This is a genomic window from Ensifer sp. B1-9 (assembly GCF_050474445.1).
In the GTDB taxonomy this organism is placed as follows: Bacteria; Pseudomonadota; Alphaproteobacteria; order Rhizobiales; family Rhizobiaceae; genus Ensifer.
Map to the genome: position 1 here is coordinate 1 of NZ_JBCHVG010000005.1, position 24,594 is coordinate 24,594.

23 protein-coding genes and 1 tRNA gene are annotated in these 24,594 nt (G+C 62.1%); 17 read left to right on the forward strand and 7 right to left on the reverse strand.

Annotation, left to right across the window (positions count from 1 at the left end; genetic code table 11):
- Positions 1-327 precede the first annotated feature (327 nt).
- The 11 genes from ACQ5BM_RS09920 to deoA all read left to right on the forward strand — a co-directional run bounded on the left by ACQ5BM_RS09920 (position 328) and on the right by deoA (position 13,304).
- Positions 328-404, forward strand: a tRNA-Met gene (locus tag ACQ5BM_RS09920).
- Between the two features lie 324 nt (positions 405-728).
- On the forward strand, positions 729-2,054 hold the full coding sequence (locus ACQ5BM_RS09925) for an MFS transporter (protein ID WP_429810541.1): 1,326 nt from the start codon (positions 729-731) through the stop codon (positions 2,052-2,054).
- A 288-nt stretch (positions 2,055-2,342) separates the two neighbouring features.
- The gene (locus ACQ5BM_RS09930) at positions 2,343-3,044 is read left to right on the forward strand and encodes a lysoplasmalogenase (RefSeq protein ID WP_429810543.1); all 702 of its coding nucleotides are present in this window, start codon (positions 2,343-2,345) and stop codon (positions 3,042-3,044) included.
- 2 nt (positions 3,045-3,046) lie between these two features.
- Entirely contained in the window at positions 3,047-4,453 is a 1,407-nt protein-coding gene (locus tag ACQ5BM_RS09935; protein ID WP_429811145.1) for a coniferyl aldehyde dehydrogenase, read from the forward strand.
- Positions 4,454-4,547: 94 nt separating this feature from the next.
- Complete coding sequence (locus tag ACQ5BM_RS09940; RefSeq protein WP_429810545.1) at positions 4,548-6,848, forward strand: heavy metal translocating P-type ATPase; 2,301 nt, start codon at positions 4,548-4,550, stop codon at positions 6,846-6,848.
- 301 nt (positions 6,849-7,149) lie between these two features.
- Entirely contained in the window at positions 7,150-8,685 is a 1,536-nt protein-coding gene (locus ACQ5BM_RS09945; RefSeq protein WP_429810547.1) for an ABC transporter ATP-binding protein, read from the forward strand.
- The gene (locus ACQ5BM_RS09950; RefSeq protein WP_429810549.1) at positions 8,682-9,815 is read left to right on the forward strand and encodes an ABC transporter permease; all 1,134 of its coding nucleotides are present in this window, start codon (positions 8,682-8,684) and stop codon (positions 9,813-9,815) included. The genes ACQ5BM_RS09945 and ACQ5BM_RS09950 overlap by 4 nt, the downstream gene beginning before the upstream one ends.
- A 4-nt stretch (positions 9,816-9,819) precedes the next feature.
- A complete protein-coding gene (locus tag ACQ5BM_RS09955) occupies positions 9,820-10,791 on the forward strand; it encodes an ABC transporter permease (RefSeq protein WP_057247715.1) in 972 nt (323 codons plus the stop codon).
- 4 nt (positions 10,792-10,795) lie between these two features.
- The gene (locus ACQ5BM_RS09960) at positions 10,796-11,188 is read left to right on the forward strand and encodes a cytidine deaminase (protein ID WP_429810551.1); all 393 of its coding nucleotides are present in this window, start codon (positions 10,796-10,798) and stop codon (positions 11,186-11,188) included.
- On the forward strand, positions 11,185-11,991 hold the full coding sequence (locus ACQ5BM_RS09965; RefSeq protein ID WP_429810553.1) for a purine-nucleoside phosphorylase: 807 nt from the start codon (positions 11,185-11,187) through the stop codon (positions 11,989-11,991). Before ACQ5BM_RS09960 ends, ACQ5BM_RS09965 begins: the two co-directional genes overlap by 4 nt.
- Entirely contained in the window at positions 11,988-13,304 is a 1,317-nt protein-coding gene (gene deoA / locus ACQ5BM_RS09970; protein WP_429810555.1) for a thymidine phosphorylase, read from the forward strand. The genes ACQ5BM_RS09965 and deoA overlap by 4 nt, the downstream gene beginning before the upstream one ends.
- On the opposite strand, the gene ACQ5BM_RS09975 is transcribed toward deoA, so the two are convergent.
- From ACQ5BM_RS09975 to ACQ5BM_RS10005, 7 genes are all read right to left on the reverse strand, one after another.
- Positions 13,297-13,818 (reverse strand): TIGR02281 family clan AA aspartic protease, encoded by a 522-nt coding sequence (locus ACQ5BM_RS09975; protein WP_429810557.1) that lies wholly within the window; start codon positions 13,816-13,818, stop codon positions 13,297-13,299. The two genes, deoA and ACQ5BM_RS09975, sit on opposite strands and share 8 nt — an antisense overlap.
- Positions 13,819-13,993: 175 nt before the next feature.
- Positions 13,994-14,623 (reverse strand): uracil phosphoribosyltransferase, encoded by a 630-nt coding sequence (gene upp, locus ACQ5BM_RS09980; RefSeq protein ID WP_429810559.1) that lies wholly within the window; start codon positions 14,621-14,623, stop codon positions 13,994-13,996.
- 213 nt (positions 14,624-14,836) lie between these two features.
- Complete coding sequence (locus tag ACQ5BM_RS09985; RefSeq protein ID WP_429810561.1) at positions 14,837-15,805, reverse strand: adenosine deaminase; 969 nt, start codon at positions 15,803-15,805, stop codon at positions 14,837-14,839.
- Positions 15,802-17,022, reverse strand: coding sequence for a phosphopentomutase (locus ACQ5BM_RS09990; RefSeq protein ID WP_429810563.1), 1,221 nt, complete (start codon positions 17,020-17,022; stop codon positions 15,802-15,804). Before ACQ5BM_RS09990 ends, ACQ5BM_RS09985 begins: the two co-directional genes overlap by 4 nt.
- 141 nt (positions 17,023-17,163) lie before the next feature.
- The gene (locus tag ACQ5BM_RS09995) at positions 17,164-17,754 is read right to left on the reverse strand and encodes a TadE/TadG family type IV pilus assembly protein (protein WP_429810565.1); all 591 of its coding nucleotides are present in this window, start codon (positions 17,752-17,754) and stop codon (positions 17,164-17,166) included.
- 8 nt (positions 17,755-17,762) lie between these two features.
- Positions 17,763-18,386, reverse strand: coding sequence for a TadE/TadG family type IV pilus assembly protein (locus ACQ5BM_RS10000; protein ID WP_429810567.1), 624 nt, complete (start codon positions 18,384-18,386; stop codon positions 17,763-17,765).
- 115 nt (positions 18,387-18,501) lie between these two features.
- Complete coding sequence (locus tag ACQ5BM_RS10005; protein ID WP_173515071.1) at positions 18,502-18,915, reverse strand: pilus assembly protein N-terminal domain-containing protein; 414 nt, start codon at positions 18,913-18,915, stop codon at positions 18,502-18,504.
- Positions 18,916-19,172: 257 nt separating this feature from the next.
- On the opposite strand from ACQ5BM_RS10005, the gene ACQ5BM_RS10010 reads away from it, so the two are divergent.
- The 6 genes from ACQ5BM_RS10010 to ACQ5BM_RS10035 all read left to right on the forward strand — a co-directional run bounded on the left by ACQ5BM_RS10010 (position 19,173) and on the right by ACQ5BM_RS10035 (position 24,575).
- The gene (locus ACQ5BM_RS10010; protein WP_065371977.1) at positions 19,173-19,355 is read left to right on the forward strand and encodes a Flp family type IVb pilin; all 183 of its coding nucleotides are present in this window, start codon (positions 19,173-19,175) and stop codon (positions 19,353-19,355) included.
- Positions 19,356-19,512: 157 nt separating this feature from the next.
- Entirely contained in the window at positions 19,513-20,025 is a 513-nt protein-coding gene (locus tag ACQ5BM_RS10015) for an A24 family peptidase (protein ID WP_429810569.1), read from the forward strand.
- Between the two features lie 122 nt (positions 20,026-20,147).
- Positions 20,148-20,957 carry a Flp pilus assembly protein CpaB gene (gene cpaB / locus ACQ5BM_RS10020; protein WP_429810571.1) on the forward strand — a complete coding sequence of 270 codons (810 nt, stop codon included), beginning with the start codon at positions 20,148-20,150 and terminating at the stop codon, positions 20,955-20,957.
- A 22-nt stretch (positions 20,958-20,979) separates the two neighbouring features.
- A complete protein-coding gene (locus ACQ5BM_RS10025) occupies positions 20,980-22,515 on the forward strand; it encodes a type II and III secretion system protein family protein (protein ID WP_429810573.1) in 1,536 nt (511 codons plus the stop codon).
- Between the two features lie 56 nt (positions 22,516-22,571).
- Positions 22,572-23,267, forward strand: coding sequence for a CpaD family pilus assembly protein (locus tag ACQ5BM_RS10030; protein WP_429810575.1), 696 nt, complete (start codon positions 22,572-22,574; stop codon positions 23,265-23,267).
- A gap of 18 nt (positions 23,268-23,285) precedes the next feature.
- The gene (locus ACQ5BM_RS10035) at positions 23,286-24,575 is read left to right on the forward strand and encodes an AAA family ATPase (protein ID WP_429810577.1); all 1,290 of its coding nucleotides are present in this window, start codon (positions 23,286-23,288) and stop codon (positions 24,573-24,575) included.
- Positions 24,576-24,594: the final 19 nt, after the last annotated feature.

Here is a 24,594-nt window from a genome sequence, read left to right on the forward strand (position 1 = left end):
GAAACGCCCCAGCGCCGATGGTACTTCGTCTTAAGACGCGGGAGAGTAGGTCGCTGCCAGGTCTGCAAAACGCAAGATAAACAACCGAAACGCCGCTCCCCTTCGAGGCAACGCCGACAAGGACAAGCCAGCGGCAAAACAAAGATCTCCTTCTCGACACAAACTTCGGCCCCGCCGAAACCAAGGGCCGCCAACAAGCGGCCTTTTTGATTCGATACGATCAGAAAACAAACGGGATTTTGCTTCGCAAAACCCGGACCGGACAAAAGCATAAACCGCAAAGCGGTTTACGCTACCGCGACAAATCCCATAGGGATTTGCGCTGGACGCGGGGTGGAGCAGCCCGGTAGCTCGTCAGGCTCATAACCTGAAGGCCGCAGGTTCAAATCCTGCCCCCGCAACCAAAATTCAGGCCGCCCGCAAGGGCGGCTTTTGCGTTTCTAAACCAGCCGAAAACAAACAAAATGCCCCGAAACGCCAGAGGACAACGCCCGCCTGGCGCCAACAAGCGCGTTCACGTCCGCGCGCACAGCGCACAGCGGAAGCAGGGCCTGTCGTCGATGCGCGCCGGGCTTTGCGGCGACGGTTCCGTGTGCTGCAAAGTCGGGTTTCAGGGCAAACCCTAGCTTTCGAGATCTTCTGTCGCTCGCGCAAAGTTTTTTCATTCATACTATTTTCGTGCTAAAATATTTACGGACAGGCCATGTGTTGAAACGGAAGGAAAAGACATGGCTATCCAAGTTCCGACCGATTTCCGCCGCGTGATCGTTGCTGCGTCGGTGGGAAACATCATCGAATGGTACGACTTCTATATTTTCGGTAGCTTGGCCGCCGTTCTGTCGGTCAAGTTTTTCGAGGAATCGCACCCAGTCGCGGCATTGCTCAGCACCATTGCCCTCTTCACCGCCGGTTTCCTGATTCGCCCCTTGGGGGCGTTTTTGTTTGGCTGGATGGGTGACCGCGTTGGGCGCAAATATACCTTCCTCATTACCTTGAGTGGCATGGGTTTAGGCACAGGCGCGATCGGCCTGATCCCGACCTATGAGGCGATCGGTCTCACCGCAGCCTTCCTTCTCTTCGGCTTGCGGATGATCCAGGGTCTTTGCCTTGGCGGCGAGTATGGCGGCGCAATCACCTATGTCGCCGAGCATGTGCCCGACGAACACCGTGGCTACTACACCGGCTGGCTGCAGACCTCCCCCACCCTCGGGATCGTCGTGTCGCTGGCCGTGATCATCGCGACCCGTACCTACTTCGGCAATGAGACCTTCGACGCCTGGGCCTGGCGCGTGCCGTTCCTGGTGTCGTTCCTGCTGGTGGCCATCGCAATCTACATCCGACTGCAGCTCCAGGAGACGCCGATCTTCGCGGAGATCAAGGCCAAGGGGCAGATGACGCGAAATCCTTGGCGGGAAGCGTTCCTGAGCTCCAACGTGAAATACGTGGGGATCGCGACCATCGTTTTGATCGGCCAGGGCGTGGTCTGGTACAGCGGCCAATTCTGGGCACTGTATTTCCTGCAGCAGGTGTCCAAGGTCGACGCGCTGAACTCGTCCTACATCGTCGGCGCGGCCTTGCTCCTCGCGGCGCCAAGCCTGATCTTCTTCGGCTGGCTGTCCGATGTCATCGGTCGCAAGCCGGTGATCCTGGGCGGCATGTTGCTCGCCGCGCTGACCTATTATCCGCTCTATTTGTGGCTCGGAACGGTCACGCAGCCCGACAACATCAACTATCCGGCGGCGATCTTCATCATCTTCATCCTCGTCTGCTATGTCGGGATGGTTTATGGGCCGGTCGGCGCATTCCTGGCGGAATACTTCCCCGGCAGGATACGCTACACGTCGGTATCGGTGCCCTATCACATCGGCAACGGCTGGGGCGGCGGATTGGTGCCGTTCGTGACGTCGGCCGCCTTCGCGGCGACCGGCAGCGTCGGCTACGCATTGCTCTATCCGATCATCGTCCCTGCCGTGTGCTTCGTGCTCGCGCTCATGCTGATGCCCGAGACTCGCCAGGTCAGCATATGGCAGCCGATCGAGCCCAAGGCCGGATAAGCAATGCACGCGTCCGGAGCTGCTGGCTCCGGTCCGAACGTCGCTGCCTCGCAGCAAGCCACAAAGCCCGCGCGACAAAAGTCCGCGGGCTTTGTGCTCCGCCAATAGCTGAAGCTGCAATGGGGATCGGGCGTCAGGTCGAGCCAGCGCCAAATTAGAAGACTCGAGCAGCGAGCCGTCTCGTTTCGCCCCCAACTGGACAATCCCGAAAAAATCGAAACTATCGCTGCAATGACAAATCAGCGACCGGCGGCAAGGCCGGATGCAGCTGACGGCGGGGGAATGAGGATGAACTACCGGGAGACTTCAAGCGTAGAGCGCAATCGCTCTTTCCATATGCTGTTTTTCGTGTGTGCCGCCTTGGCGATCCTCGGCAGCCTGCTCGCCGACACGGATGATTCCGTCTGGCGCTGGCTGCACTACCTGACGAAACCGACGGCAACGCTGTTGCTGCTCGTCGCTGTCTTGCGCAACGCTCGCCGATCGTCCAGCGCCTATGCCATGGCGATCGCGATCGGTCTCGCCTTTGCTGCCGCCGGCGACGTCTTCCTCATGTTGCCGGGCGATTATTTTCTCGCCGGCCTCGTCTGCTTTCTGCTGACTCATTGCGCCTACATCTTTGCGCTCAGCCGCGATGCCAGCTTAGCCGCCCATCCTGGGGTGTTTGGCTTCTTCGCCTTGATCGCGCTTCTCGTCGTCGGCGGTTTGTGGACGTCGCTGCCATCGGAGCTGCGCGTCCCAGTCATCATCTACGCCCTGGCGCTCGGCGCAATGGCTGCCCAGGCCGTCTCCCGCGCCCGGCAGCTTTCGGCAACGCCGCAGGAACGTGGCGCCCACCAGGCCGCTATCGGTGGCCTGTTGTTCCTGGTCAGCGACACGGTACTCGCCTATGGCCGCTTCCGCTGGGACATTCCCTTCAATGCCCTCTGGGTGCTCGGCACCTATTATGCTGCGCAGTGGTTCTTCGCTCGCTCGACAGAAGTCCGATGACAATCGCACCCGATACCCCCTCGGATCTCGCCGCCACCTTCGACCGCTTGCGGCGCGCATGGCGGGAGGGGCGCCCGCCGATCGAGCAGCGCCGCGAGGATCTGAGCCGGCTCAGGAACCACCTGCGCACCCGCATCGATGAGATGTGCAATGCGATCGACGCGGATTTCGGCCATCGCGCCCGGCATGAGACATTGCTTGGCGAAGGCGGCGTCGTGCTTTCCGAGATCGACCACACACTGGCGAAGCTCAAGCACTGGGTTCGGCCGGAGAGGCGGAAGGCAGGATGGAAACTCTGGCCGGCCAAGGCGGAAGTGCGCTTCGTGCCGCTCGGTGTCGTCGGCATCATCTCGCCGTGGAACTACCCGGTCAACCTGGCGCTTGCCCCTCTCGTGGCCGCAATCGCCGCCGGCAATCACGTCTACCTGAAGCCCTCGGAGCATACGCCGCACACGGCCGAGTTTCTGCGATCGCTGCTTGCCGACGTGTTTCCGGAAGAGCGGGTGGCGGTCGCGATCGGCGGCCCTGAGCTCTCCGCCACCTTCTCGGCCCTGCCGTTCGATCATCTGTTTTTCACCGGCTCGACCGCCGTCGGGCGCAAGGTGATGGCGGCGGCAGCGCAGAATCTGACCCCGGTAACGCTGGAACTCGGCGGCAAGTCGCCGGCAATCATCGGAGAAACCGCCGACCTCGCGAAAGCCGCCGCGCGCGTTGTAACCGGCAAGTTCTTCAATGCCGGCCAGACCTGTATCGCGCCCGACTACGTCCTCATTCATGAAAGCAGGCGCGATGCCTTTGTGGGTCTGCTGAGGCAGGAAGTTGCCGCGCGTTATCCTGCAAAACGAAAGCTCGAAGATTATACGTCTATCATCAATGCCGCTCAGTACGAGCGCCTGCAGCGCCTGATTGCCGATGCTGCGGCGCGCGGCCATGCGGTGGTTCCGCTTCTCGATGGGACGCAACAGACCCGGCCGCGCCTTCTTCCGCCGACGCTCGTCATTGACCCGGATCGCGACAGCCCTGTCATGGGCGAGGAGATCTTTGGGCCGATCCTGCCGGTGGTCAGCTACACTTCGATCGAGGACGCGATCGGCTATGTGCTTGGTCATGATCGCCCGCTGGCGCTCTATTGCTTCAGCCGCAGCGAGGCCGAAATCGAAGCCATTCTCTCGCGTGTCGTTGCAGGCGGCGTCTGTGTCAACGACACGCTCTACCAGTTCGGCTGCAACGACCTGCCCTTCGGCGGCGTCGGTGCCAGTGGCATGGGCCACTACCATGGCCGCGACGGATTCCTGACCTTCTCCAAGGCGATGCCGATCTTGAGAAAATATGATCCGGCGCCGAGCGACCTGGTGAAGCCGCCCTATCGGGGCATCGCCGACTGGGTCATCCGTTTCCTGTCGCGATAGCAGCTCAAAAAATCTGCACCACGCTGCAATTTCGACTTGTAGCTCTAGTCGCTAGAGGTCGTAACCTTGCTTCAGGATTTGCAAGGAGCAGGTTATGGCGAGCACTATTCGGGAAGCCCGTTATCGCGTCGAAGGCATGGATTGCGCGTCCTGCGCGACCAAGATCGACACGGCGGTGCGCAGGCTGTCGGGCGTCGAGGAGGTCTCGGTTTCCGTGTCGGCGGGCACGATGTCGGTAAAATTCGCCGACGAGTACGATCTTGCAACGTCGATCGTGAGCAAGGTCGGAAAGCTCGGTTATCGCTTGCACCCGATCAACGCCGGCCAGACGCTGGAACGGAAAGCGGCGCATGCGTGCTCCGGCCATGACCATGACCACGGCGATCACGGTCACCATCATGACCACGGTGATCATGAGCATCATCACCACCACCAACACGATCATCATGAGGGTCACGCCGGGCCGAAGGGTGAAAACGCGGCGGTGACGGCCATGGGGCTTCATGGCCACGACCATGGCCCAACCACTGGTCCCTGGTGGAAATCAGGCAAGGGTAAGCTGACGATCGCCAGCGGCCTGGCGCTGATCGCCGCCTATGCTGTCGGCAAGTTGGCCCCGGTCACCGAACCCTGGATTTTCACGCTGGCCATGCTCGTCGGCCTGCTGCCGATCACGCGCCGCGCCCTTGCGGCTGCCACCATGGGCACGCCGTTCTCGATCGAGATGCTGATGACGATCGCTGCCATCGGCGCGGTTTTCATCGGCGCGACCGAGGAAGCCGCCATGGTCGTGCTGCTGTTCCTGATCGGTGAGCTTCTGGAGGGCGTGGCGGCGGGAAAGGCGCGCGCCAGCATCCAGTCGCTGACGGCGCTCGTTCCGAAATCTGCCCTCGTCGAGCGCGACGGCCGGCTTGTCGAAGTTCCTGCCGAGACGCTCGCCGTCGGCGCCGTTATTCTCGTGCGCCCCGGCGATCGCATTCCGGCCGATGGCGTGGTGCTTTCCGGTGAAAGCGCCGTCGACGAGGCGCCCGTGACCGGCGAGAGCACGCCGGTGCGCAAGGACGTGAATGACACCGTCGTTGCGGGCACCGTCAACGGTTCCGGCGCGCTGCGCGTCCGGGTGACGGCCGCCGCCGCCGACAACACCATTGCACGCATCGTCCGCCTGGTGGAGGAAGCGCAGGAAAGCAAGGCGCCGACCGAGCGCTTCATTGACCGTTTCTCGCGTTATTATACGCCAGGTGTCGTCTTGGTCGCGGCGCTCGTCGCCGTGCTGCCGCCGATTCTCTGGGATGGCTCGTGGGATGAGTGGATCTACAAGGGCCTCGCCATCTTGCTGATCGGTTGCCCCTGTGCGCTGGTGATCTCGACGCCGGCCGCAATCGCTGCCAGCCTATCGGCGGGCGCCCGGCGCGGGTTGCTGATGAAGGGCGGCGCGGTGCTGGAAAATGTCGGCAAGATAACCGCCGCCGCCTTCGACAAGACCGGGACCCTCACCGAGGGTAAGCCGAAAGTAACGGACATCATCGGCTTCGGCTGGTTGGAGAAAGACGTTCTGCGTCTGGCGGCTGCGCTGGAGCAGGGATCGAGCCATCCGCTCGCCCGCGCCATCCTGGAGCGAAGCACGGCCGACGGCCTTGTTGTCCCCAACATCGCGACCGTGAATGCGGTCGGCGGCAAGGGGCTTGAAGGGACTGTTGACGGCATCGCGCTGTTCTTCGGCTCGCCCAAGGCCGCCGCAGAGCGGGCGCCGATGACCGCTGAAGAGAAGGCGCGCGTCGCAGCCCTCAACGATGAAGGCAAGACGGTTTCGGTGCTCGTCGCCGGTGGCGTGATTGCCGGCGCCATCGCCATGCGCGACGAGCCGCGGCCGGATGCGGCCGCCGGCGTGAAAGCTCTGACCGATGCCGGCCTCCGCGTCGTCATGCTGACCGGCGACAACCGGCGCACGGCGGAGGCGATCGGTCGCCAGTTTGGCATGGACGTTCGGGCCGAACTGTTGCCGGAGGACAAGCAACGCATCGTTCGCGAGTTGAAAGCCGAAGGCTTCAACGTCGCCAAGATCGGCGACGGCATCAACGACGCGCCGGCGCTGGCTGCCGCCGATATCGGCATTGCCATGGGGGGCGGCACGGACGTCGCGCTGGAAACGGCGGATGCAGCGGTGCTGCATGGTCGGGTCGGCGACGTGGCGGCGATGATCCGGCTTTCCCGCTCGACGATGCGCAACATCGTGGAGAACATCACGATCGCGCTGGGCCTGAAGGCCGTCTTCCTGGTGACGACGATCATTGGCGTCACCGGTCTCTGGCCCGCCATCCTGGCCGACACCGGCGCCACGGTGCTCGTCACCATGAATGCGCTGCGGCTGCTTCGGCCCGTGCGGGCCGCTTGAACGCCTAAAAGTTCTCAAAAGCATGTCGCGCAAAAGTGTGCGGCGGTTTTGCGATAACGACATGGAAGTATCAAAAGAAGGACCGGCGGCTCCCATTGTCGCCGGTTTTTCGCGTCCAAGTGCCTGTGTATATTCATGCTGGACTCTGACCAGCGATCTGATGAGAGTATAAGGAGATCACGATTGAGGGCTTTCGCCCCGAAAAATCGATGATAAACTTAGACCAAATGGTAAAAAAATCGCCGGCACGGTTTCTGGGAAGAATGCCGAAGCGGGCCAGTTTGGGGATCGCAAGGCCAATATGGACAATATTGCCATCGAACTGCGTGGAATCGACAAGAGTTTCGGCCCGGTCCACGCCAACAAGAACATCAATCTAAAGGTCCGCAAAGGGACGATCCACGGCATCATTGGCGAAAACGGTGCGGGAAAATCGACCCTGATGTCGATCCTCTACGGCTTCTACCAGGCCGATAGCGGTGAAATCCTCGTCGACGGCAAGCCCGTCGCCATCCGTGATCCGAATGCGGCGATTGCCGCCGGTATCGGCATGGTCCACCAGCACTTCATGCTGGTCGAGAACTTCACGGTGCTGGAAAACGTCATGCTCGGCGCCGAGGACAGCCAGATCCTCAACAAGGGCATCGCCAAGGCGCGCGTTGAACTGAAGCGGCTGGAGCGCGAATACGCGCTCGAGGTCAATCCGGATGCGCTCATCGAAGAATTGCCGGTTGGTTTGCAGCAGCGTGTCGAAATCCTGAAGGCGCTCTATCGCCGTGCCGATATCCTGATCCTCGACGAGCCGACCGGTGTGCTGACGCCGGCCGAGGCAGACCACCTTTTCCGCGTTCTCGAACAGTTGAAGAGCCAGGGAAAGACCATCATCCTCATCACCCACAAGCTGCGCGAGATCATGGCGATCACCGACGAGGTGTCGGTCATGCGCCGCGGCGAGATGGTGGCGACGCGAACCACGGCCGAGACCTCGGTGGAAGAACTCGCCGAGCTCATGGTCGGGCGGCGTGTATTGCTGCGCGTCGAGAAGGGCGAGGCGAAGCCCGGCGAGGTCAAGCTCGCAGTCGAGGGGCTGACCGTCAAGGATGGCCGCGGCGTCACCATGGTCGACAACGTTTCGTTCAACCTCCGGGCTGGCGAGATTGTCGGCATCGCCGGCGTCGCCGGCAACGGCCAGTCGGAATTACTGGAAGCGATCTCCGGTATCCGCCGTGCCGTTTCCGGCTCCGTGCACCTGAATGGCAAGCCGATCGACGTCGCCGGCCGGGCTGATCCCGCGGAATTGCGCGATCGTGGTCTCGCCCACGTGCCGGAAGACCGCCACCATGTCGGCCTCGTCCTGAAGTTCGAGGAGTGCGAAAACGCCATCCTCGGCTACCATCATGACAAGCGCTACCTCAACGGCGTCTTCCTGAACATCGATGCGATCCGCAAGGATGCCGAGAAGCGCATTGCCGAATACGATATACGCCCGCCGAATCCGCGGCTGAAGACCGCGAATTTCTCCGGTGGCAACCAGCAGAAGATCGTGCTGGCGCGCGAAATGGAGCGCGGGCCCGATGTGCTGATCATCGGCCAACCAACCCGCGGCGTCGACGTCGGAGCCATCGAATTCATCCATAGGCGGATCATCGAGATGCGCGACCAGGGCAAGGCTGTCCTGTTGGTCTCTGTCGAACTCGATGAAATCCGCGCGCTTTCGGACCGTATCCTGGTCATGTTCGCCGGCCGCGTCGTTGGCGAGCGCGATCCGGATGCCACCGAGGGCGAACTTGGCCTGCTGATGGCCGGTGTTGAAGGCCGCAAGGAGGCCGCAGAATGAGCACCCCTTATGCAAAGCTCCCGGGCTGGGTCGAATATGGCCTCATCCCGCTGATCAATCTCGCGGTCGCCTTCCTCGTTGCCGGCCTCGTCGTGCTGCTCGTCGGCGAAAATCCGCTGGAAGCCGCCTATCACCTGATCAACGGCGCCTTCGGCCGCGGCGAATATCTCGGCTTTACGCTCTATTATGCGACGACCTTCATCTTCACCGGCCTTGCGGTCGCTGTTGCCTTCCATGCCGGCCTCTTCAACATCGGCGGCGAGGGCCAGGCCTATGTCGGCGGCATCGGTGTCGCACTCGCCTGCCTCTGGCTTGACCAGACGATGCCCTGGTACGTCGTCTTCCCGCTGGCGATCCTCGGTTCGGCTTTCTTCGGCGCGGCCTGGGCATTCCTTCCCGGTTGGCTGCAGGCCAAGCGCGGCAGCCATATCGTCATCACCACCATTATGTTCAACTTCATCGCCTCGAGCCTGATGGTCTATCTGCTGACGCGTGTCCTGAAGCCGCTCGGTTCGATGGCGCCGCAGACGCGGACCTTCGCCGAGGGCGGGCAATTGCCGAAGCTGGACTGGCTGCTCGCAATCTTCGGGCTGGATGTCGGTACGGCGCCGTTCAACGTCTCGTTCCTGCTGGCGCTGGTCGCGGCCTTCTGCGTCTGGCTCCTGATCTGGCGCACCAAGCTCGGCTATGAAATGCGCACCATGGGCCACAGCCCCTCGGCAGCGCGTTACGCCGGCATGAGCGAAAGCCGCATCACCGTGATCACGATGATGATCTCGGGCGGCCTCGCGGGCATGATGGCGCTGAACCCGATCATGGGCGAACAGGCGCGCATGCAGCTCGATTTCGTGCAAGGGGCAGGCTTCGTCGGCATCGCCGTGGCGTTGATGGGGCGCTCGCATCCGGCAGGCATCATCCCGGCCGCCATCCTCTTCGGCATGCTCTATCAGGGTGGAGCCGAGATTTCTTTCGAAATGCCGTCGATTTCCCGTGACATGATCGTCATCATCCAGGGCCTGGTCATTCTCTTTGCCGGCGCACTCGAAAACATGTTCCGGCCGGCGATCACCCGGCTGTTCGCGATGCAGAGCCGCCGTACGGCCGTCGTGGCACAGACCAAGGGAGCTTGAAGCCATGGATTTCTTCCACGTCATCGTGGTGCTCCTTGAGTCCACCATCCGCGTTTCCGTTCCGCTGATCTTTGCAGCGCTTGCCGGACTCTTCACCGAACGTGCCGGCGTCTTCGACATCGGCCTCGAAGGCAAGATGCTCGGCGCGGCCTTTGCGGCCGGCGCTGTCGCCGCCGTCACCCAGTCCGTCTGGATGGGCTTGCTGGCGGCCATTCTGATCTCGATTGCTCTGTCGCTGGTGCATGGCTACGCCTCGATCACCCAGCGCGGCAACCAGATCGTCTCCGGTGTCGCGATCAACTTCATCGTGGCCGGTTCGACCGTCATCCTCGGTGAAGCCTGGTTCCGCCAGGGCGGCCGCACCCCGGCGCTTGGCGAAGGGTCCCGCTTTCAGACGATCACCTTCCCCTATGCCGACAGCGTCAGGGAGATCCCGATCCTGGGCCCGATCTATTCGGACCTGCTTTCCGGGCATTTCCTTCTGACCTATGTCGCCTTCGCCATGGTGCCGATCAGCTGGTGGATCCTCTACCGCACCCGCTTCGGCCTCCGCTTGCGTGCAGTCGGCGAAAACCCGGGCGCGGTCGATACGGCCGGCATCTCGGTTCTCTGGCTGCGTTATCGCGCCGTCATCTGCTGCGGCATTCTTTGCGGCTTTGCCGGCGCCTATCTGTCGCTGGCGATGACCGCTGGCTTCGTCAAGGGCATGACCGCCGGCAAGGGTTACATCGCGCTTGCAGCACTCATCTTCGCCAAATGGCGGCCGTTCAACATCATGCTGGCCTGCCTGCTCTTCGGCTTCCTCGATGCGCTGGCGATCCGTCTCCAGGGTAATCCGCTGCCGTTGATCGGCCAGGTGCCGGTGCAACTGATGCAGGCGCTGCCCTATATCCTCACCGTGATCCTGCTGGCCGGGTTTATCGGCAAGGCAATCCCGCCGAAGGCTGGCGGCGTCCCCTATGTCAAGGAGCGCTAGAACCATGGAAAACGAACTGTTCGAGGCCGCCCGCGACGCGATGGCCAAGGCGCATGCGCCCTATTCGAAGTTTCCTGTCGGCGCGGCGATCCGCGCCGAGGACGGCAAGATCTATACCGGCGCCAACATCGAGAACCTGTCGTTTCCCGAGGGATGGTGCGCTGAGACCACTGCCATCAGCCATATGGTCATGGCCGGCCAGCGCAAGATCCTGGAAGTGGCCGTCATTGCCGAGAAACTGGCGCTCTGCCCGCCCTGCGGCGGCTGCCGCCAGCGGCTCGCGGAATTCTCCGGCGCCAGCACGCGCATCTTCCTGTGCGACGAGACCGGGGTGAAAAAGACCCTGGCGCTGTCGGACCTGCTGCCGCACAGCTTCGAGACCGAGATTCTCGGATGACCGCGGCCGCTGAATTGCTGAAAGCCCGGCTCGCGGGCTTTTCTCCGCGCTATGGCATCGTGCTCGGGTCCGGGCTCGGCTCCCTGGTCGATGCCGTGGAGGAAACGTTGCGGCTCTCCTATGCCGAGATCCCCGGCTTCCCGGTCAGCAGCGTCTCCGGCCATGCCGGCGAACTCGTCGCCGGAACGCTGTCGGGCGTGCCGGTCATCATGCTTTCCGGCCGGGTTCACTATTACGAGCAGGGCGACGCCAATGCGATGCGCCAGCCGCTGGAGACACTGAAGGAACTCGGCATCGAATGCCTGGTTCTCACCAATTCCGCCGGGTCGCTGCGCGAAGATCTGCCGCCGGGCTCGGTGATGCGCATTTCCGATCACATCAACTATTCGGGCTTCAATCCGCTGATCGGCGTCGAGAGCGACGATCGCTTCGTCGGCATGACCAATGCCTATGATGCCGAGCTTGCCGCCAGAATGCAGAAGAGCGCCGAGCGCCTCGGCATCCCGCTGATCGGCGGCGTCTATATGTGGTTCTCGGGACCGAGCTTCGAGACGCCGGCCGAGATCCGCATGGCACGCATCCTTGGTGCCGATGCCGTCGGCATGTCCACCGTTCCGGAAGTCATTCTCGCCCGCTTCTTCGGCCTTCGGGTCGTCGCCGCCTCGGTGATCACCAATTTCGGCGCCGGCATGACCGGCGGCGAGATCAGCCACCACGAGACCAAGGACATGGCGCCGGTCGGCGGCAAGCGGCTTGCCGCGATCCTCGCTGACATGATTGCCGCCGATACGGTGCGCGGGTGACGATGCTTCCGCAGGAAACCATCAGGCGCAAGCGTAACGGTGAACGCCTCGCTCCGGCCGAGATTGCCGACTTTGTCCGCGGCCTTTCCGATGGCTCGATCTCCGAAGGGCAGGTGGCAGCCTTCGCCATGGCTGTCTGGTTCTCCGGCATGGGCCGCGAAGAGACCGTGGCCTTGACGCTCGCGATGCGCGACTCCGGCGAAACGCTCGACTGGAGTGCGATTGGCCGCCCGATCGCGGACAAGCATTCGACCGGTGGTGTCGGCGACAATGTTTCGCTGATGCTGGCGCCCATCGTCGCGGCCTGTGATCTTGCCGTGCCGATGATCTCGGGACGCGGCCTGGGACACACCGGCGGCACGCTCGACAAGCTCGAATCGATACCCGGCTACAACATCCAGCCGTCGGCGGCAGTGTTCCGCAAGACGGTCGACGAGATCGGCTGTGCGATCATCGGCCAAACGGCGAACCTCGCTCCGGCCGACAAACGCCTCTATGCGATCCGCGACGTCACTGCGACCGTCGACTCCGTGCCGCTGATCACGGCCTCGATCCTTTCCAAGAAGCTCGCTGCCGGCCTCCAGTCGCTGGTGCTCGACGTCAAACTCGGCAACGGCTCCTTCATGAGCGATGCGCAAGAGGCCGAAGTTCTGGCGCGCTCGCTGGTGGACGTTGCCAATGGCGCCGGTGTCCGCACGTCTGCGCTCCTGACCGACATGAACGAGCCGCTGGCCGATGCCGCCGGAAATGCGCTCGAGATCGACAATTGCCTGGCCTTCCTGCGTGGCGAGAAGACCGGGACGCGGCTCGAAACGGTCGTCCTGGCTTTCGCCGCCGAAATGCTGGTGGCAGGCGGCCTCGCCGGCAATCCGGAGCAGGGCGAGGCGCTGGCACGCAAAGTGCTTGGCAGCGGAGCGGCGCTCGAACGCTTCGGGAAAATGGTGCACGCCCTTGGCGGGCCGGCGGACTTTGTCGAGCGCCCGGTGGACTATCTGGGGCGGGCGCCGGTCATCTTGCCGGTCGAAGCGAAGCGGTCCGGTTACCTTGCGGCCTGCGAGACGCGCGAACTGGGCGTGGCCGTCATCGCGCTTGGCGGCGGGCGGTCGCATCCGGATGACAGGATAGATCATCGGGTCGGCTTCGACGCGCTGAAGCCGCTCGGAACGCGGATCGAGAAGGGCGAGCTGATCGCATTCGTGCATGCGGCAGACCAGCATGCGGCAGAGGCGGCCCGTCGTCGCCTGCACGAACTCTACACGATCGACGATATCGAGCCGGTGAAACATTCGCCGATCCTGGCGAAGATTACCTGACGAGATGCAAGGCGCCGTCCTCGACGCGGAAGGATGACAGCCGGCTCAGGAACGTCATGCCGATAAGCGTGCCGGAAAGTGCCTTGTCCGGCAGCACCAGCGCCTGGACGTCGCGTACGGATATGCCGCCGATTTCGATCCGGCTCAGCACCGCCGGGGCCGCTTCGACGACGCCATTGGCGGTGTTGACGCGGGCGGTGAAGGAGAGCGTGCCTGGCGAAATGCCGAGGCGGCGCGCGGTCGAAAGGTTGATGGCGATCGCACTGGCGCCGGTGTCGACCAGCCCGCGCTCGCTCCGGCCATTGATACGGAATGTGCCGAAGAAATGGCCGGTGCCATCGGCATCGAGCACCACGCTTCGCCCCGCCGCGTGCTTTGCCGTGGTCGCCGGCGGGGCCGGTTCTTCGGCAGCCGTCCTGTCACTGCCTTGTGTCAGGGCGGTCGTCGCGAGGTGTGGTACCACCATTGCTGCAAGTGCGGCCACACCGGCCAATGTGAGCAGGCGAACGAGCATGGACATTACTCCCCGTGGCAGCAGATGCAGCAATCGCAAGATGCTGCGGCAACCTTTGACGCGCCCGCGCGCGCTACAGGGCAGTAGACTGGATGACGCCTAAGGCGACATAAAAAAGCCGCCGGAGACCGGCGGCTTTCGCGTGCAATTGCAATCCTGGTTAAGGATCAGGAAATCACTTGGTGCCGTACATGCGGTCGCCCGCATCGCCGAGACCCGGCATGATGTAGCCGAGTTCGTTCAAATGGCTGTCGATCGACGCCGTAAAGATCGGCACATCGGGATGCGCTCCCTGGAAGTTGTGGATGCCTTCGGGAGCCGCGAGCAGGCACAGGAAGCGGATGTTCTTGGCGCCGCGCTCCTTCAATTTGTCGATAGCCGCGATCGAGGAATTGCCGGTGGCAAGCATCGGGTCGACAACGATGATGAGGCGTTCGGACAGGCTTTCCGGCGCCTTGAAGAAATACTCCACCGCTTCCAGGGTCTCGTGGTCGCGGTAGACGCCGATGTGGGAGACGCGGGCCGAAGGCACGAGTTCGAGCATGCCTTCCAAGAGCCCGTTGCCGGCGCGCAGGATCGAGGCGAAGACAAGTTTCTTGCCCTCGAGGACCGGCGAGTCCATTACCTGCAGCGGCGTTTCGATGCGCTCCATCGTCAACTCGAGGTCGCGCGTGACCTCGTAGCAGAGCAGCGTTGAAATCTCCCGGAGAAGCCGGCGGAAACCCGCGGTCGAGGTCTCCTTCTTGCGCATGATGGTCAGCTTGTGTTGCACAAGCGGATGATCGATCACTGTAACGCCGTTCATGGCTCACCTTTCCGGATTTTTTGTATCCGTCCTTTTTCCATGGAAAGCGTCGTCGCCGCAAGGGTATTGGCCGGCCGGAAAACGTCATCCCCAGTCGACGATTTCCTCCCGGTGCGCGCCCGTACGGCATGTCTCCTCAAATCAACCCAAGGAGACACGCAGAAAATCAAAATTCTAAAGCGAGCTTGTGCGTCCGTTTGAACGCACGGCCCTCTAGATCCGCGCGAGCAGCCGCTGGCGTGTCGGCTCGTCGACGAAGGCACCTTCGATTGCCGCGCGGGTCATGCCGTTGATCTCCTCATCGGAGAAGCCCATGACCGCAGAGGCGATGTCGTATTCCTGCGCAAGCGACGTATGGAAAAATGGCGGATCGTCCGAGTTGAGCGTCACGCGCACGCCGGCTTCGTGAAGCGCCCGCAGCGGATGCGAAGCGAAGTCCGGGAAGACCTGCAGCGAGATGTTGGAGCCGGGACAGACCTCGAGCACCACGCCGGCGTCGGCAAGGCGCCGCACGAGCTCCATGTCTTCGATAGCCCGGACACCGTGGCTGATGCGCGATGGGCGCACGTGGTCGAGCGCGTCGCGAACGCTGAAGGCGCCGGAGAGCTCGCCGGCATGGATCGTTAGCCCCAGACCGGCGTCACGCACGATATCGAAGGCTCGGGCGAAATCGCCAACCTTGTGCATGCGTTCTTCTCCGGCCAGGTTGAAGCCGGTGACGAGCGCATGTTCGCGCCTGGCCGCGAATTCGGCTGTCCTGATGACCGATTCGGGGCCGAGGTGGCGAATGCCTGTTATCAGCATGCGCGATTCGATCCCGGTCTTCTGCCGGGCGGCTTCCATGCCGGCAGCGAGGCCTTCGAGATAAGCATGGGCGCCCAGGCCGATCGTGTTGCCGTGGTCGGGCGAAACGATGATCTCGCTATAGATCGTGCCCGCTTCGGCAAGCTCGGTCAGATAGGCTTCGGCAAGCAGCACATAGTCTTCCTCGGTCCGAAACAGCGAGGCGATGGCGTCGTAGCACTTCACGAAGCTGGTGAAGTCTTCCCAGACATAGGCCTTGTCGCGGATGATCGCGCTGGTATCGATGCCGTATTTTTCAGCCTGGGCGAGCGCGAGTTCGGGCGGTGTTGCGCCTTCGATGTGGCAATGCAGTTCCGCCTTCTTCAGATGTGCGGTCAAATGAGGCTTCTCCCATGGTGGCCCGGCGCGATGCCGAGATGTTTGGCGACGCTCTCGCCGATATGCGCGAAGGTGTTGGCAACGCCGAGCGAGCGGCTGCGCAGCGACGGTCCGAACATCAGCACCGGCACCCGCTCGCGCGTGTGGTCGGTGCCGCGCCAGGTCGGGTCGCAGCCGTGATCGGCGGTCAGGATGACGATATCGGTCGGTTGCAAGCGGCGGTCGAGATCCGGCAGGCGCGCATCGAACGCCTCGAGCGCGGCTGCATAGCCGGCGACGTCGCGGCGATGGCCGTAGAGCATGTCGAAGTCGACGAAATTGGTGAACACCAGGCTGCCGTCCTCGGCCTCGTCGATGGCCGCAAGGCTCGCGTCGAAGAGCGCCATGTTGCCGTCGGCCTTTGTCAGCTTGGTCACGCCCTGATGCGCGAAGATGTCGCCGATCTTGCCGATCGCGTGAACCGTGCGTCCGGCTTCCGTCAACCGGTCGAGGACCGTGGGCTCCGGCGGCAGCACCGAATAGTCGCGTCGGTTGCCGGTGCGGGTAAAGGTCTGCGGGCTCGTGCCGACGAAGGGGCGCGCAATCACCCGGCCGATATTGTAGTCGTCGAGCAGACGCCGGACGGTCTGGCAAAGCTCGAGCAGACGGTCGAGCCCGAAGCTCTGCTCATGCGCCGCGATCTGGAAGACCGAGTCCGAAGACGTGTAGCAGATCGGCTTGCCGCTGCGCATATGCTCTTCGCCGAGGCGGGCGATGATGTCGGTGCCGGACGCATGGCAATTGCCGAGGATGCCGGGAATATTGCCTTCGCGGCAAATGGCTTCGACGAGTTCCGCAGGAAAGGCATCGCCCTCGGGCGAAAAGTAACCCCAGTCGAACATGACCGGCGTGCCGGCGATTTCCCAGTGCCCGGAAGGCGTGTCCTTGCCGCGTGAAACCTCGCTCGCGGCACCAAAAGCGCCGTAGACGCGGTTGGGCACGGGCATGCCCTGAGGAATGGTACCATTGGCAAGCTTTGCCGCATGTACAAGGCCAAGGGCGGACATGTTCGGCAGGCTGAGCGGGCCTTCTCGCAGACCCGCCCGGTCGGCAGCGCCGGTAGCACAGAACTCAGCGATATGTCCAAGCGTGTTGGCGCCGAGGTCACCATAGGCTTCGGCATCCGGCGCGCCGCCTATGCCGAAGGAATCGAGAACGAAGAGAAACGCACGCGCCATGATGCACCTGACAGCGGAAGCGCTGGCATCGCGCTCCGATAGCTTCTGGAAAGGCGCGACGATACCTAAAGGCCCGCCGCGCAATCCCGAAGGGATAACGCTGCACACGACGCAATGCAATTGCGCCGGATCAGTGCCCAATCAGCAATCAGTGCATTTTATCGACTGAGGCAGGCGTGAGTGGAAGTAGGCCGTCTTGGAGAGGTCTATCGTTTTGGACGTGGCCTGAAGGCTCGGAGCGTAGAGCATCAACTCATGCGGAACGGTGAGCTCCGTCCGAATGACAAACGACTTGTTGGCCGTGAATTGGCCGGGCAGGGAGACTTTCGAATTCGCGGCGTAGGGAACCCCGCCGGCCTGATCGCGCGACCAAATGACGGTTCCCTCGTTGGTACCCGAGACCTCGATGCCGGTGATCTTCAGCGTGTAGTTTGCGTTCCCGTAGGGCTCGAGAATGCTCTTTGCGACATTCGACACGTTGGTGAGGAAGGCTTTGTTGACTTCCGACTGTTGTGCCACGACGTCGGCGACGGCGCTTGCGGCGCGTGCAGTCTTGCCGGCGACCGTAAAGCCGACCGAAAGCTCGAACGCGCCCAGATAGGTCATGATCAGCAACGGCGCGACAATCGCGAATTCGACGGCCCCCACGCCGCGCTTATCCCGCCGCAGCGCGTGAAACATGCCGTAAACCGCCTGGAGGCGCCGGATCGTTTGCCCCGCAATCTGCTTCATGGCGAACCTCACTCGCTCTCGTTTCGGAACGTGGCCGTTGCCACCATGAGATAATCCTTCGGCATGCTCGCGCCGGCGGGCCGCAAGTTGGTGACGAACGGCCTGACGAGGTCGGTGATCACGCTCCATCGGTAGTAGGCACGCACCACGTTGAAGGTGCCCGGGCCGCCGGGGGCAAACTTGAAGTCGGCCGTATCAATATCTGTCGAGCCCGCCTTGCGCGGGATGTTCACGGGAAATTTGGTGAGGTCTGAAACCGCCCGGACGTCCAGGTAGAACTGGGAGGGCTGGGTTGCTTCGGTGGCGGAGCATTTCATCAGGATCGCGATTTCATCGCAGAAGGCCTGGCGGAACTGCGCCTGCGTCATATCCGTGACCTTGCCCCGCTCGAAGGTGATCTGGCCGGTGCGGACCTTGCGCGCCATCGTCTCCGTTGCGTTCGCCAGGAGCTGGTCGCCGTAGAAGGCGGCAAAGGTTTCGAGCGAGGCGAAAATCACGAGAAAGAAGGGCAAGGCGAGGATGGCGAACTCGATACTCGTCGCGCCTTTGCGGTTGCGGACGAAGCGGCGCAGAATGCCTTTTCGCCTGAAATCAGGCCCGCGCGGACGTTCGATTGCCTGCTCGATGCTCATTGTGCCGTCCCATCATGTTACGCCAGACGGGCGGCAGATTATGGAGCAACCGTTGATATTTCGTTCCTGCGGATCATGTGCATTTTAACGAATCGCAGGTCAAAACCCATAAAATTCAGTTGGTGCTACCTGTGGTTTTACGTTCGGCGTGTCGTTCACAATTTGGCGTACAGGAGAGCACGGTGCGCGACGTCTGCTTGTAGATACGCACGGTGTTTCCTTCGTCGATCGACACCAGAATCCGCTCATCGACAATGGCGTTTCCGTCCTGGTCGAGGATGACCAGATTGGTGGTGCCAAAATTGCGGCCGGTGATGACGATGGTTCGGGCGTCGGCAACCGTGGCGTCCGCCACTTCGGCATTGCCGATGATGACCTTGCTGACCGGGCGATCGAGCTTGAGCACGCGCGCGTGATCCATGTAGACGCGCATCATGTCGCCTTCGGTCGCGACGGCAACCGCTGGGGCAAGCGCGGCGATCGCGAATGCTAAGATGGCAGCTCGGCTGGTCGCGAAAGGCAGGGTCATGGCGGGTCCTTGGGATGGTGCTCACCCTACACTCACCCATCTTGGTGAATGAACCGTTAAGTCCGCCTTTTCGAGGCTTTGCGGATGCTGCGTCGTTTTCTGTTCGTTTACCCAAAAATCAGGGACGCTTCGTTAACCTTCAGGTAACCGCCTTCCTTAAGCCGATGGCAATGGGCCAGGACTAGTTTGAGGCCATCCGATCAACGGCAACAGTTGGCGGAAGTGCTGAACAACAAATGTGAAGTAGGAGAATCATCATGAAGAAGATTTTTGCCCGTCTGATGAAGGACGAGTCCGGCGCGACCGCCATTGAATACGGCTTGATCGCCGCTCTCATTTCCGTTGCCCTGATTGCTGGTGCAACGACCCTTGGCAACCAGCTCGACCTGCTGTTCAACGGCCTCGGCACCCGCATGTCGACCGCCGTCACGAACATGTAAGCGCAGGCGAGCGCTCCATATTGCTTACGATAATGAGGGTCGCTCGGATGGGTGGCCCTCTTTGCGTTGATCGGGCATCTCACCGTGCATGCGGCGCGAAACAGATGGTTTAGACATTTGTGAGTGACACCAGTTTGTATTTTGCGAGGGGCGTGTGATGGAAAATATGGCGATCCTGCTTGTGTTTCCGCTGTGTCTGGCTTTTGCAGCCGTCTCCGATCTGTTGACGATGACAATCCCGAACCGGGTGTCCGCCATTCTCCTTTGTGCCTTCGTCGCGACCGCTGCCGTCTCGGGCTTCGAGCTGCAGCAGATAGGACTTCATCTCCTCGCCGCCGCCATTGTCTTTGCCGTCTGCTTTGTCCTTTTCGCACTCAACGTCATGGGCGGAGGCGATGCCAAGCTGCTGACTGCCTGCGCGGCCTGGTTTGGCCTTAACGCATCGCTGGTCTCGTTCCTCATTTATGTTTCCCTCTTCGGCGGGGCGCTGACCATCGCGGTCCTGCTGCTTCGGACCCAGGAGGCGAGGATCCTGGCGGCCGGCATTCCGGTGCCGCGCCTGTTGCTGACCGCGAAGAAGGTCCCCTACGCGGTCGCCATCGCCTGCGGCGGATTTGTCGCCTATCCTCTATCGCCGCTGATGTCGTTGGCATTCCCGCATGTGCACTGAGCGGGCCTGCGACCGGGCCTGTTACGCTTCGTTAACCATGGCTATAAGTGGTCCGTTAACTATAATTACACCAATTCCTGATCAATCTGACCCTGGCATTTCTTTGGGGCTCGGAAACGATCATGAAACCGGTTCGCATCATCATACTGGCGGTGGCCGTTCTGTCGGCCGCGACGGCTGGTCTATTGGCGATGAAACTGACGCGCGCACCTGCGCCGATGGCCGCCGAACCCCTGATCGAGAGGGCGCCGACCGTCAACGTTCTGGTTGCCAGCAAGAGCCTGCCCGTCGGATCGCGCCTTGGCGGCGATTCCATCCAGTGGATGGCCTGGCCGAAGGACGGTGTGGTTGACGGCCTGATCACCGACGAAAATCAACCGTCGGCAATCGACGACCTCACGGGGGCCGTCGTCCGCTTGCCGATCTTCAACGGCGAGCCGGTCCGCCACGAGAAGGTCGCAGACTCCTCCAGCCGCATCATGTCGTCGCTGCTGCCGGCGGGCAAACGCGCCGTCGCGACGGAAATCACCGTCGCCACGGGTGCCGGCGGCTTCATCCTGCCGAATGACCGTGTCGACGTCATCATGGTCCGCAAGGGCGACGGCGAACTCTACCTGACCGAAACCGTGCTCAGCAATGTGCGTGTCCTGGCAATCGACCAGCAGGTCGAGGAGAAGGAGGACGGCACGAAAGCCGTCGTCGGTACCACGGCTACCCTGGAGCTGACGCCCGACCAATCGAAGGTCATGACGGTCGCGCAGCAAATGGCCGAGCGCATTTCATTGGCACTCAGAAGCGTCGCCGACGCACAGGAATCCGACACCGACGCCGCGGACTACCTGTTGAGCGGTGATGGTCAGCCGAGCATCCAAGTCATCAAGTCCGGGTCCATCGTCAAGAGCGACAGCGTCGCCGGCCAGACGCAGCAGTAACCAGGTTAGAACGGGGCATAAGGTGAAACCGAGCGGAAACAAATTTCGGGCGTCTGTCGCAGCCGGTTTATCGTTCTGCCTGGCGTTTTCCGGCATGTATCTGCCGATGCCGTCGGTGGCTCTCGCCGCCGCTTCCTCGGTCGTACGGATCGTTGAAAGTGGTCCCGGCGTCAAGAAGAAGGTCAGTCTCGGCCTGAACAAGGCAGTTGTCGTCGACCTCCCCGCCGACGCGCACGATATTCTCGTGGCAGATCCTTCGCTGGCCGATGCCGTGACCCGTACGTCGCGGCGTCTTTACCTCTTCGGCAAGTCCGTTGGCCAGACCAACATCTTTGTCTTCGGCCCCAATGGCGAGGAGATTGTCAGCCTCGACATCGAAGTCGAACGCGATGTCGCCAACCTGCAGTCGAATTTGCGTCGCTTCATTCCGGACGCCGATATCAATGTCGAGATCATCTCGGACAACATCGTGCTCACCGGCACGGTGCGAACACCTCTCGATTCCACCCGTGCCGTCGATCTCGCCAAGGCCTTCCTCCAGGGCGGTGAGGCGACCACGCGCAACATCACCGCCCAGGGCAACAATGGCGATGCCGATATCTTCGCCGAAGACCGGCAGGTTTCCCAGATCGTCAACCTCCTGACGATCGATGGCGACGATCAGGTCAACCTCAAGGTCACCGTTGCCGAAGTCAGCCGTCAAGTGTTGAAACAGCTCGGTTTCAACGGTCGCATCGGCGATGGCGAGAGCGGCATCGGTTTCCGCAACCCGTCCAACCTCGGCGACGCAATTGGCGTCGGCGCCAATGCGTTGATCAGGGGGACCATCGGCGGAACGACGATCGCCAGCTACATCAATGCGATGGAGCAAGCAGGCGTGATGCGAACGCTGGCCGAGCCAAGTCTGACGGCGATTTCCGGCCAAGAAGCAAAGTTCTATGTTGGCGGTGAGTTCCGCCTGCCCGGAACTCAGGAAGTCTCGACTGACAAGGATACCGGCGAAGACAAGGTTACGCGCGAAGTCAACGATGTCGAATATGGAATCCGTTTGAACTTCAAGCCTGTCGTTCTTGGGCCCGGACGCATCAGCCTTCAGATCGAGACGAACGTCTCTGAGCCGACCTACGAGGGGTCTGTTGTCACCGGCAACGGCAAGACGAGCATTGCCGGCAATACCTTCCTCGGAATCCGCAGGCGCGAGGCTTCGACCAGCGTCGAACTGCCTTCCGGCGGTTCGATCGTGATTGCCGGCCTGGTTCAGGACAATATTCGCCAGGCGATGTCGGGCCTGCCGGGGGCAGCGAAGATTCCGATCCTTGGAACGCTGTTCCGCAGCAAGGATTTCGTGCGCAACGAGACCGAGCTTGTCATCATCGCGACGCCCTATCTGGTCCGTCCGGTCGCCAGGAGCGCGATCTCCCGGCCTGACGACAATTTCAATCCGGCCAATGATCTCGACAGCTACTTCCTTGGCCGCGTGAACCGCATCTACGGGCGGCCCGAGGCCGCGGCCCCGGCGGGGCGCTACCACGGCAACGTCGGCTTCATCTACAAATAGGTCGGGTCATGACGCTTCGAACCGGTTCCCACAAGACTTCTGAAAGGCCGAATGCCATGCCCCTGAGCACATCCAGCGCCGTCATGCGATGCATGGGCCGCGTGGCCATGCTGGCCATTGCCGGCATTTTCCTTGCGAGCTGCGGGACGAAGGACAATCTCGCCACCGGCTCGATTCCGGACGACTATCGCACGCGGCATCCGATCGTGCTCGCCGAAGGCGAACGCGCCATCGATATCCCGATTGCATCGGGCGACCGTCGCCTGACCCAGGGAACGCGCGATGTCATTGCCGGTTTTGCTTCCGACTATCACAATTCGGCAAGCGGCGTCGTGCAGATCATGATGCCGCGCGGCGCGGCCAACAGCCATGCTGCGCAAGCGATGCGTAGGGAGATCCGCAGCGTTCTGGTTGCCGCGGGCGTCCCGGCCAAGCGCCTCCTCGAGACGAGCTATGACGCCGGACCCTATGGCGACGCGGCACCGATCCGCTTGAGCTATGTCGCGATTACCGCCCAGACGGCGCCTTGCGGCACCTGGCCGGAGGATCTGAACCTCAACACGATGGAAAACAAGAACTATTACAATTTCGGTTGCGCCTCGCAATCGAACCTGGCCGCCCAGATCGCCAACCCGACAGACTTGCTCGGTCCGCGCCAGACGTCGCCGATCGATGCGGAACAGCGCGGTCAGATCATCAAGGACTGGCGTGGAACCGACAAGAGCGACGGCCCGGTCGTCATCTTCAACTGATAGCGGCGGGATAAAGAAATGAGCACGATCGACTATAAGATCGATACCGGTGGCGAGGGGGATGATCCCTTCTTCGACCAGGTGCGTACGGGCGATCTGGAACAGGTCCGTCCGCTGCCGCGGATTTCGATCCACGCCTTCTGCGAAACCAATGCGATGCAGCGGCTGATGGAGCGTTGCGGGCAGGACCGGCGCATGACGAAGGTCAGCTTGCGCATCAACAGCGGCAGCATCGATGCGGCCGCAAACATGTTCGCGACCGTATCCACTCCCAATCTCATCATCCTCGAGACATCGACCGAACCGCGGTCGCTTTTGGCGGAACTCGCGCCGCTTGCGGAGGTCTGCGACCCGAGCACCAAGGTGATCCTCGTCGGTAAGCACAACGATATCGGGCTCTATCGCGAACTCATCCGCAACGGCATTTCCGAATACATGGTCGCACCGGTGTCCATGCCGGATATTCTCGCCGCCGTTTCAGCGATCTTCGTCGACCCGGATGCCGAGCCGCTCGGCCGGAGCATCGCCTTCATCGGTGCAAAGGGCGGCTGCGGCTCGTCGGTGATCGCGCACAATTGCGCCTGGGGCATCTCCAGCCTCTTCTCGACCGAGACCATTCTCGCCGATCTCGACCTTCCCTATGGCACGGCCAACATCGATTTCGACCAGGATCCGCCGCAGGGCATTGCCGAAGCGGTGTTTGCGCCGGAGCGCCTGGACGAGGTGTTCCTTGACCGGCTGCTGACCAAATGCTCCGACCATCTGTCGCTGCTGGCTGCCCCCTCCATGCTCGATCGCGCCTATGACTTCGAGACCGGTGCCTTCCACCCGATCCTGGAGATCCTGCAGCGCAGCGCGCCCGTTTCGGTTCTTGATGTTCCGCATCTGTGGACGGACTGGACCCGCGCCGTGCTCGCGGAAGCCGACGAAGTGGTGATTACGGCGACCCCCGATCTCGCCAGCCTGCGCAATACCAAGAACCTGCTCGATGCAATGAAGAAGCTGCGTCCAAACGACAAGCCGCCCCACCTGGTTCTGAACCAGGTCGGGATGCCGAAGCGTCCGGAGATCACGGCGAGCGAGTTCTGCGAATCGCTGGAAACCGAAGCAGTGGCCATCATTCCCTTTGACGCGGCGCTCTTCGGCAACGCTTCGAACAGCGGAAGGATGATCGCGGAAATCGACAAGAAGGCGCCGGCGGCCGAAACGTTCTCACAGCTCGCACATCTCTTGACCGGCCGGGTAACGATGAAAAAGGCCCGGCGCGGCGGACTTGGCAAGGTGCTTGCCGCGCTCGGTAGGAAATAGACAGGACGTAGGATCAAGC

What these genes read in the sequence shown, in the direction of transcription:
- ACQ5BM_RS09925 (WP_429810541.1), top strand. Translation starts at nt 729, where the DNA reads ATGGCTATCCAAGTTCCGACCGATTTCCGCCGCGTGATCGTTGCTGCG.
- ACQ5BM_RS09930 (WP_429810543.1), top strand. Translation starts at nt 2,343, where the DNA reads ATGAACTACCGGGAGACTTCAAGCGTAGAGCGCAATCGCTCTTTCCAT.
- ACQ5BM_RS09940 (WP_429810545.1), top strand. Translation starts at nt 4,548, where the DNA reads ATGGCGAGCACTATTCGGGAAGCCCGTTATCGCGTCGAAGGCATGGAT.
- ACQ5BM_RS09945 (WP_429810547.1), top strand. Translation starts at nt 7,150, where the DNA reads ATGGACAATATTGCCATCGAACTGCGTGGAATCGACAAGAGTTTCGGC.
- ACQ5BM_RS09950 (WP_429810549.1), top strand. Translation starts at nt 8,682, where the DNA reads ATGAGCACCCCTTATGCAAAGCTCCCGGGCTGGGTCGAATATGGCCTC.
- ACQ5BM_RS09955 (WP_057247715.1), top strand. Translation starts at nt 9,820, where the DNA reads ATGGATTTCTTCCACGTCATCGTGGTGCTCCTTGAGTCCACCATCCGC.
- ACQ5BM_RS09960 (WP_429810551.1), top strand. Translation starts at nt 10,796, where the DNA reads ATGGAAAACGAACTGTTCGAGGCCGCCCGCGACGCGATGGCCAAGGCG.
- ACQ5BM_RS09965 (WP_429810553.1), top strand. Translation starts at nt 11,185, where the DNA reads ATGACCGCGGCCGCTGAATTGCTGAAAGCCCGGCTCGCGGGCTTTTCT.
- ACQ5BM_RS09975 (WP_429810557.1), bottom strand. Translation starts at nt 13,818, where the DNA reads ATGCTCGTTCGCCTGCTCACATTGGCCGGTGTGGCCGCACTTGCAGCA.
- upp (WP_429810559.1), bottom strand. Translation starts at nt 14,623, where the DNA reads ATGAACGGCGTTACAGTGATCGATCATCCGCTTGTGCAACACAAGCTG.
- ACQ5BM_RS09990 (WP_429810563.1), bottom strand. Translation starts at nt 17,022, where the DNA reads ATGGCGCGTGCGTTTCTCTTCGTTCTCGATTCCTTCGGCATAGGCGGC.
- ACQ5BM_RS09995 (WP_429810565.1), bottom strand. Translation starts at nt 17,754, where the DNA reads ATGAAGCAGATTGCGGGGCAAACGATCCGGCGCCTCCAGGCGGTTTAC.
- ACQ5BM_RS10000 (WP_429810567.1), bottom strand. Translation starts at nt 18,386, where the DNA reads ATGAGCATCGAGCAGGCAATCGAACGTCCGCGCGGGCCTGATTTCAGG.
- ACQ5BM_RS10005 (WP_173515071.1), bottom strand. Translation starts at nt 18,915, where the DNA reads ATGACCCTGCCTTTCGCGACCAGCCGAGCTGCCATCTTAGCATTCGCG.
- ACQ5BM_RS10010 (WP_065371977.1), top strand. Translation starts at nt 19,173, where the DNA reads ATGAAGAAGATTTTTGCCCGTCTGATGAAGGACGAGTCCGGCGCGACC.
- ACQ5BM_RS10015 (WP_429810569.1), top strand. Translation starts at nt 19,513, where the DNA reads ATGGAAAATATGGCGATCCTGCTTGTGTTTCCGCTGTGTCTGGCTTTT.
- cpaB (WP_429810571.1), top strand. Translation starts at nt 20,148, where the DNA reads ATGAAACCGGTTCGCATCATCATACTGGCGGTGGCCGTTCTGTCGGCC.
- ACQ5BM_RS10030 (WP_429810575.1), top strand. Translation starts at nt 22,572, where the DNA reads ATGCCCCTGAGCACATCCAGCGCCGTCATGCGATGCATGGGCCGCGTG.
- ACQ5BM_RS10035 (WP_429810577.1), top strand. Translation starts at nt 23,286, where the DNA reads ATGAGCACGATCGACTATAAGATCGATACCGGTGGCGAGGGGGATGAT.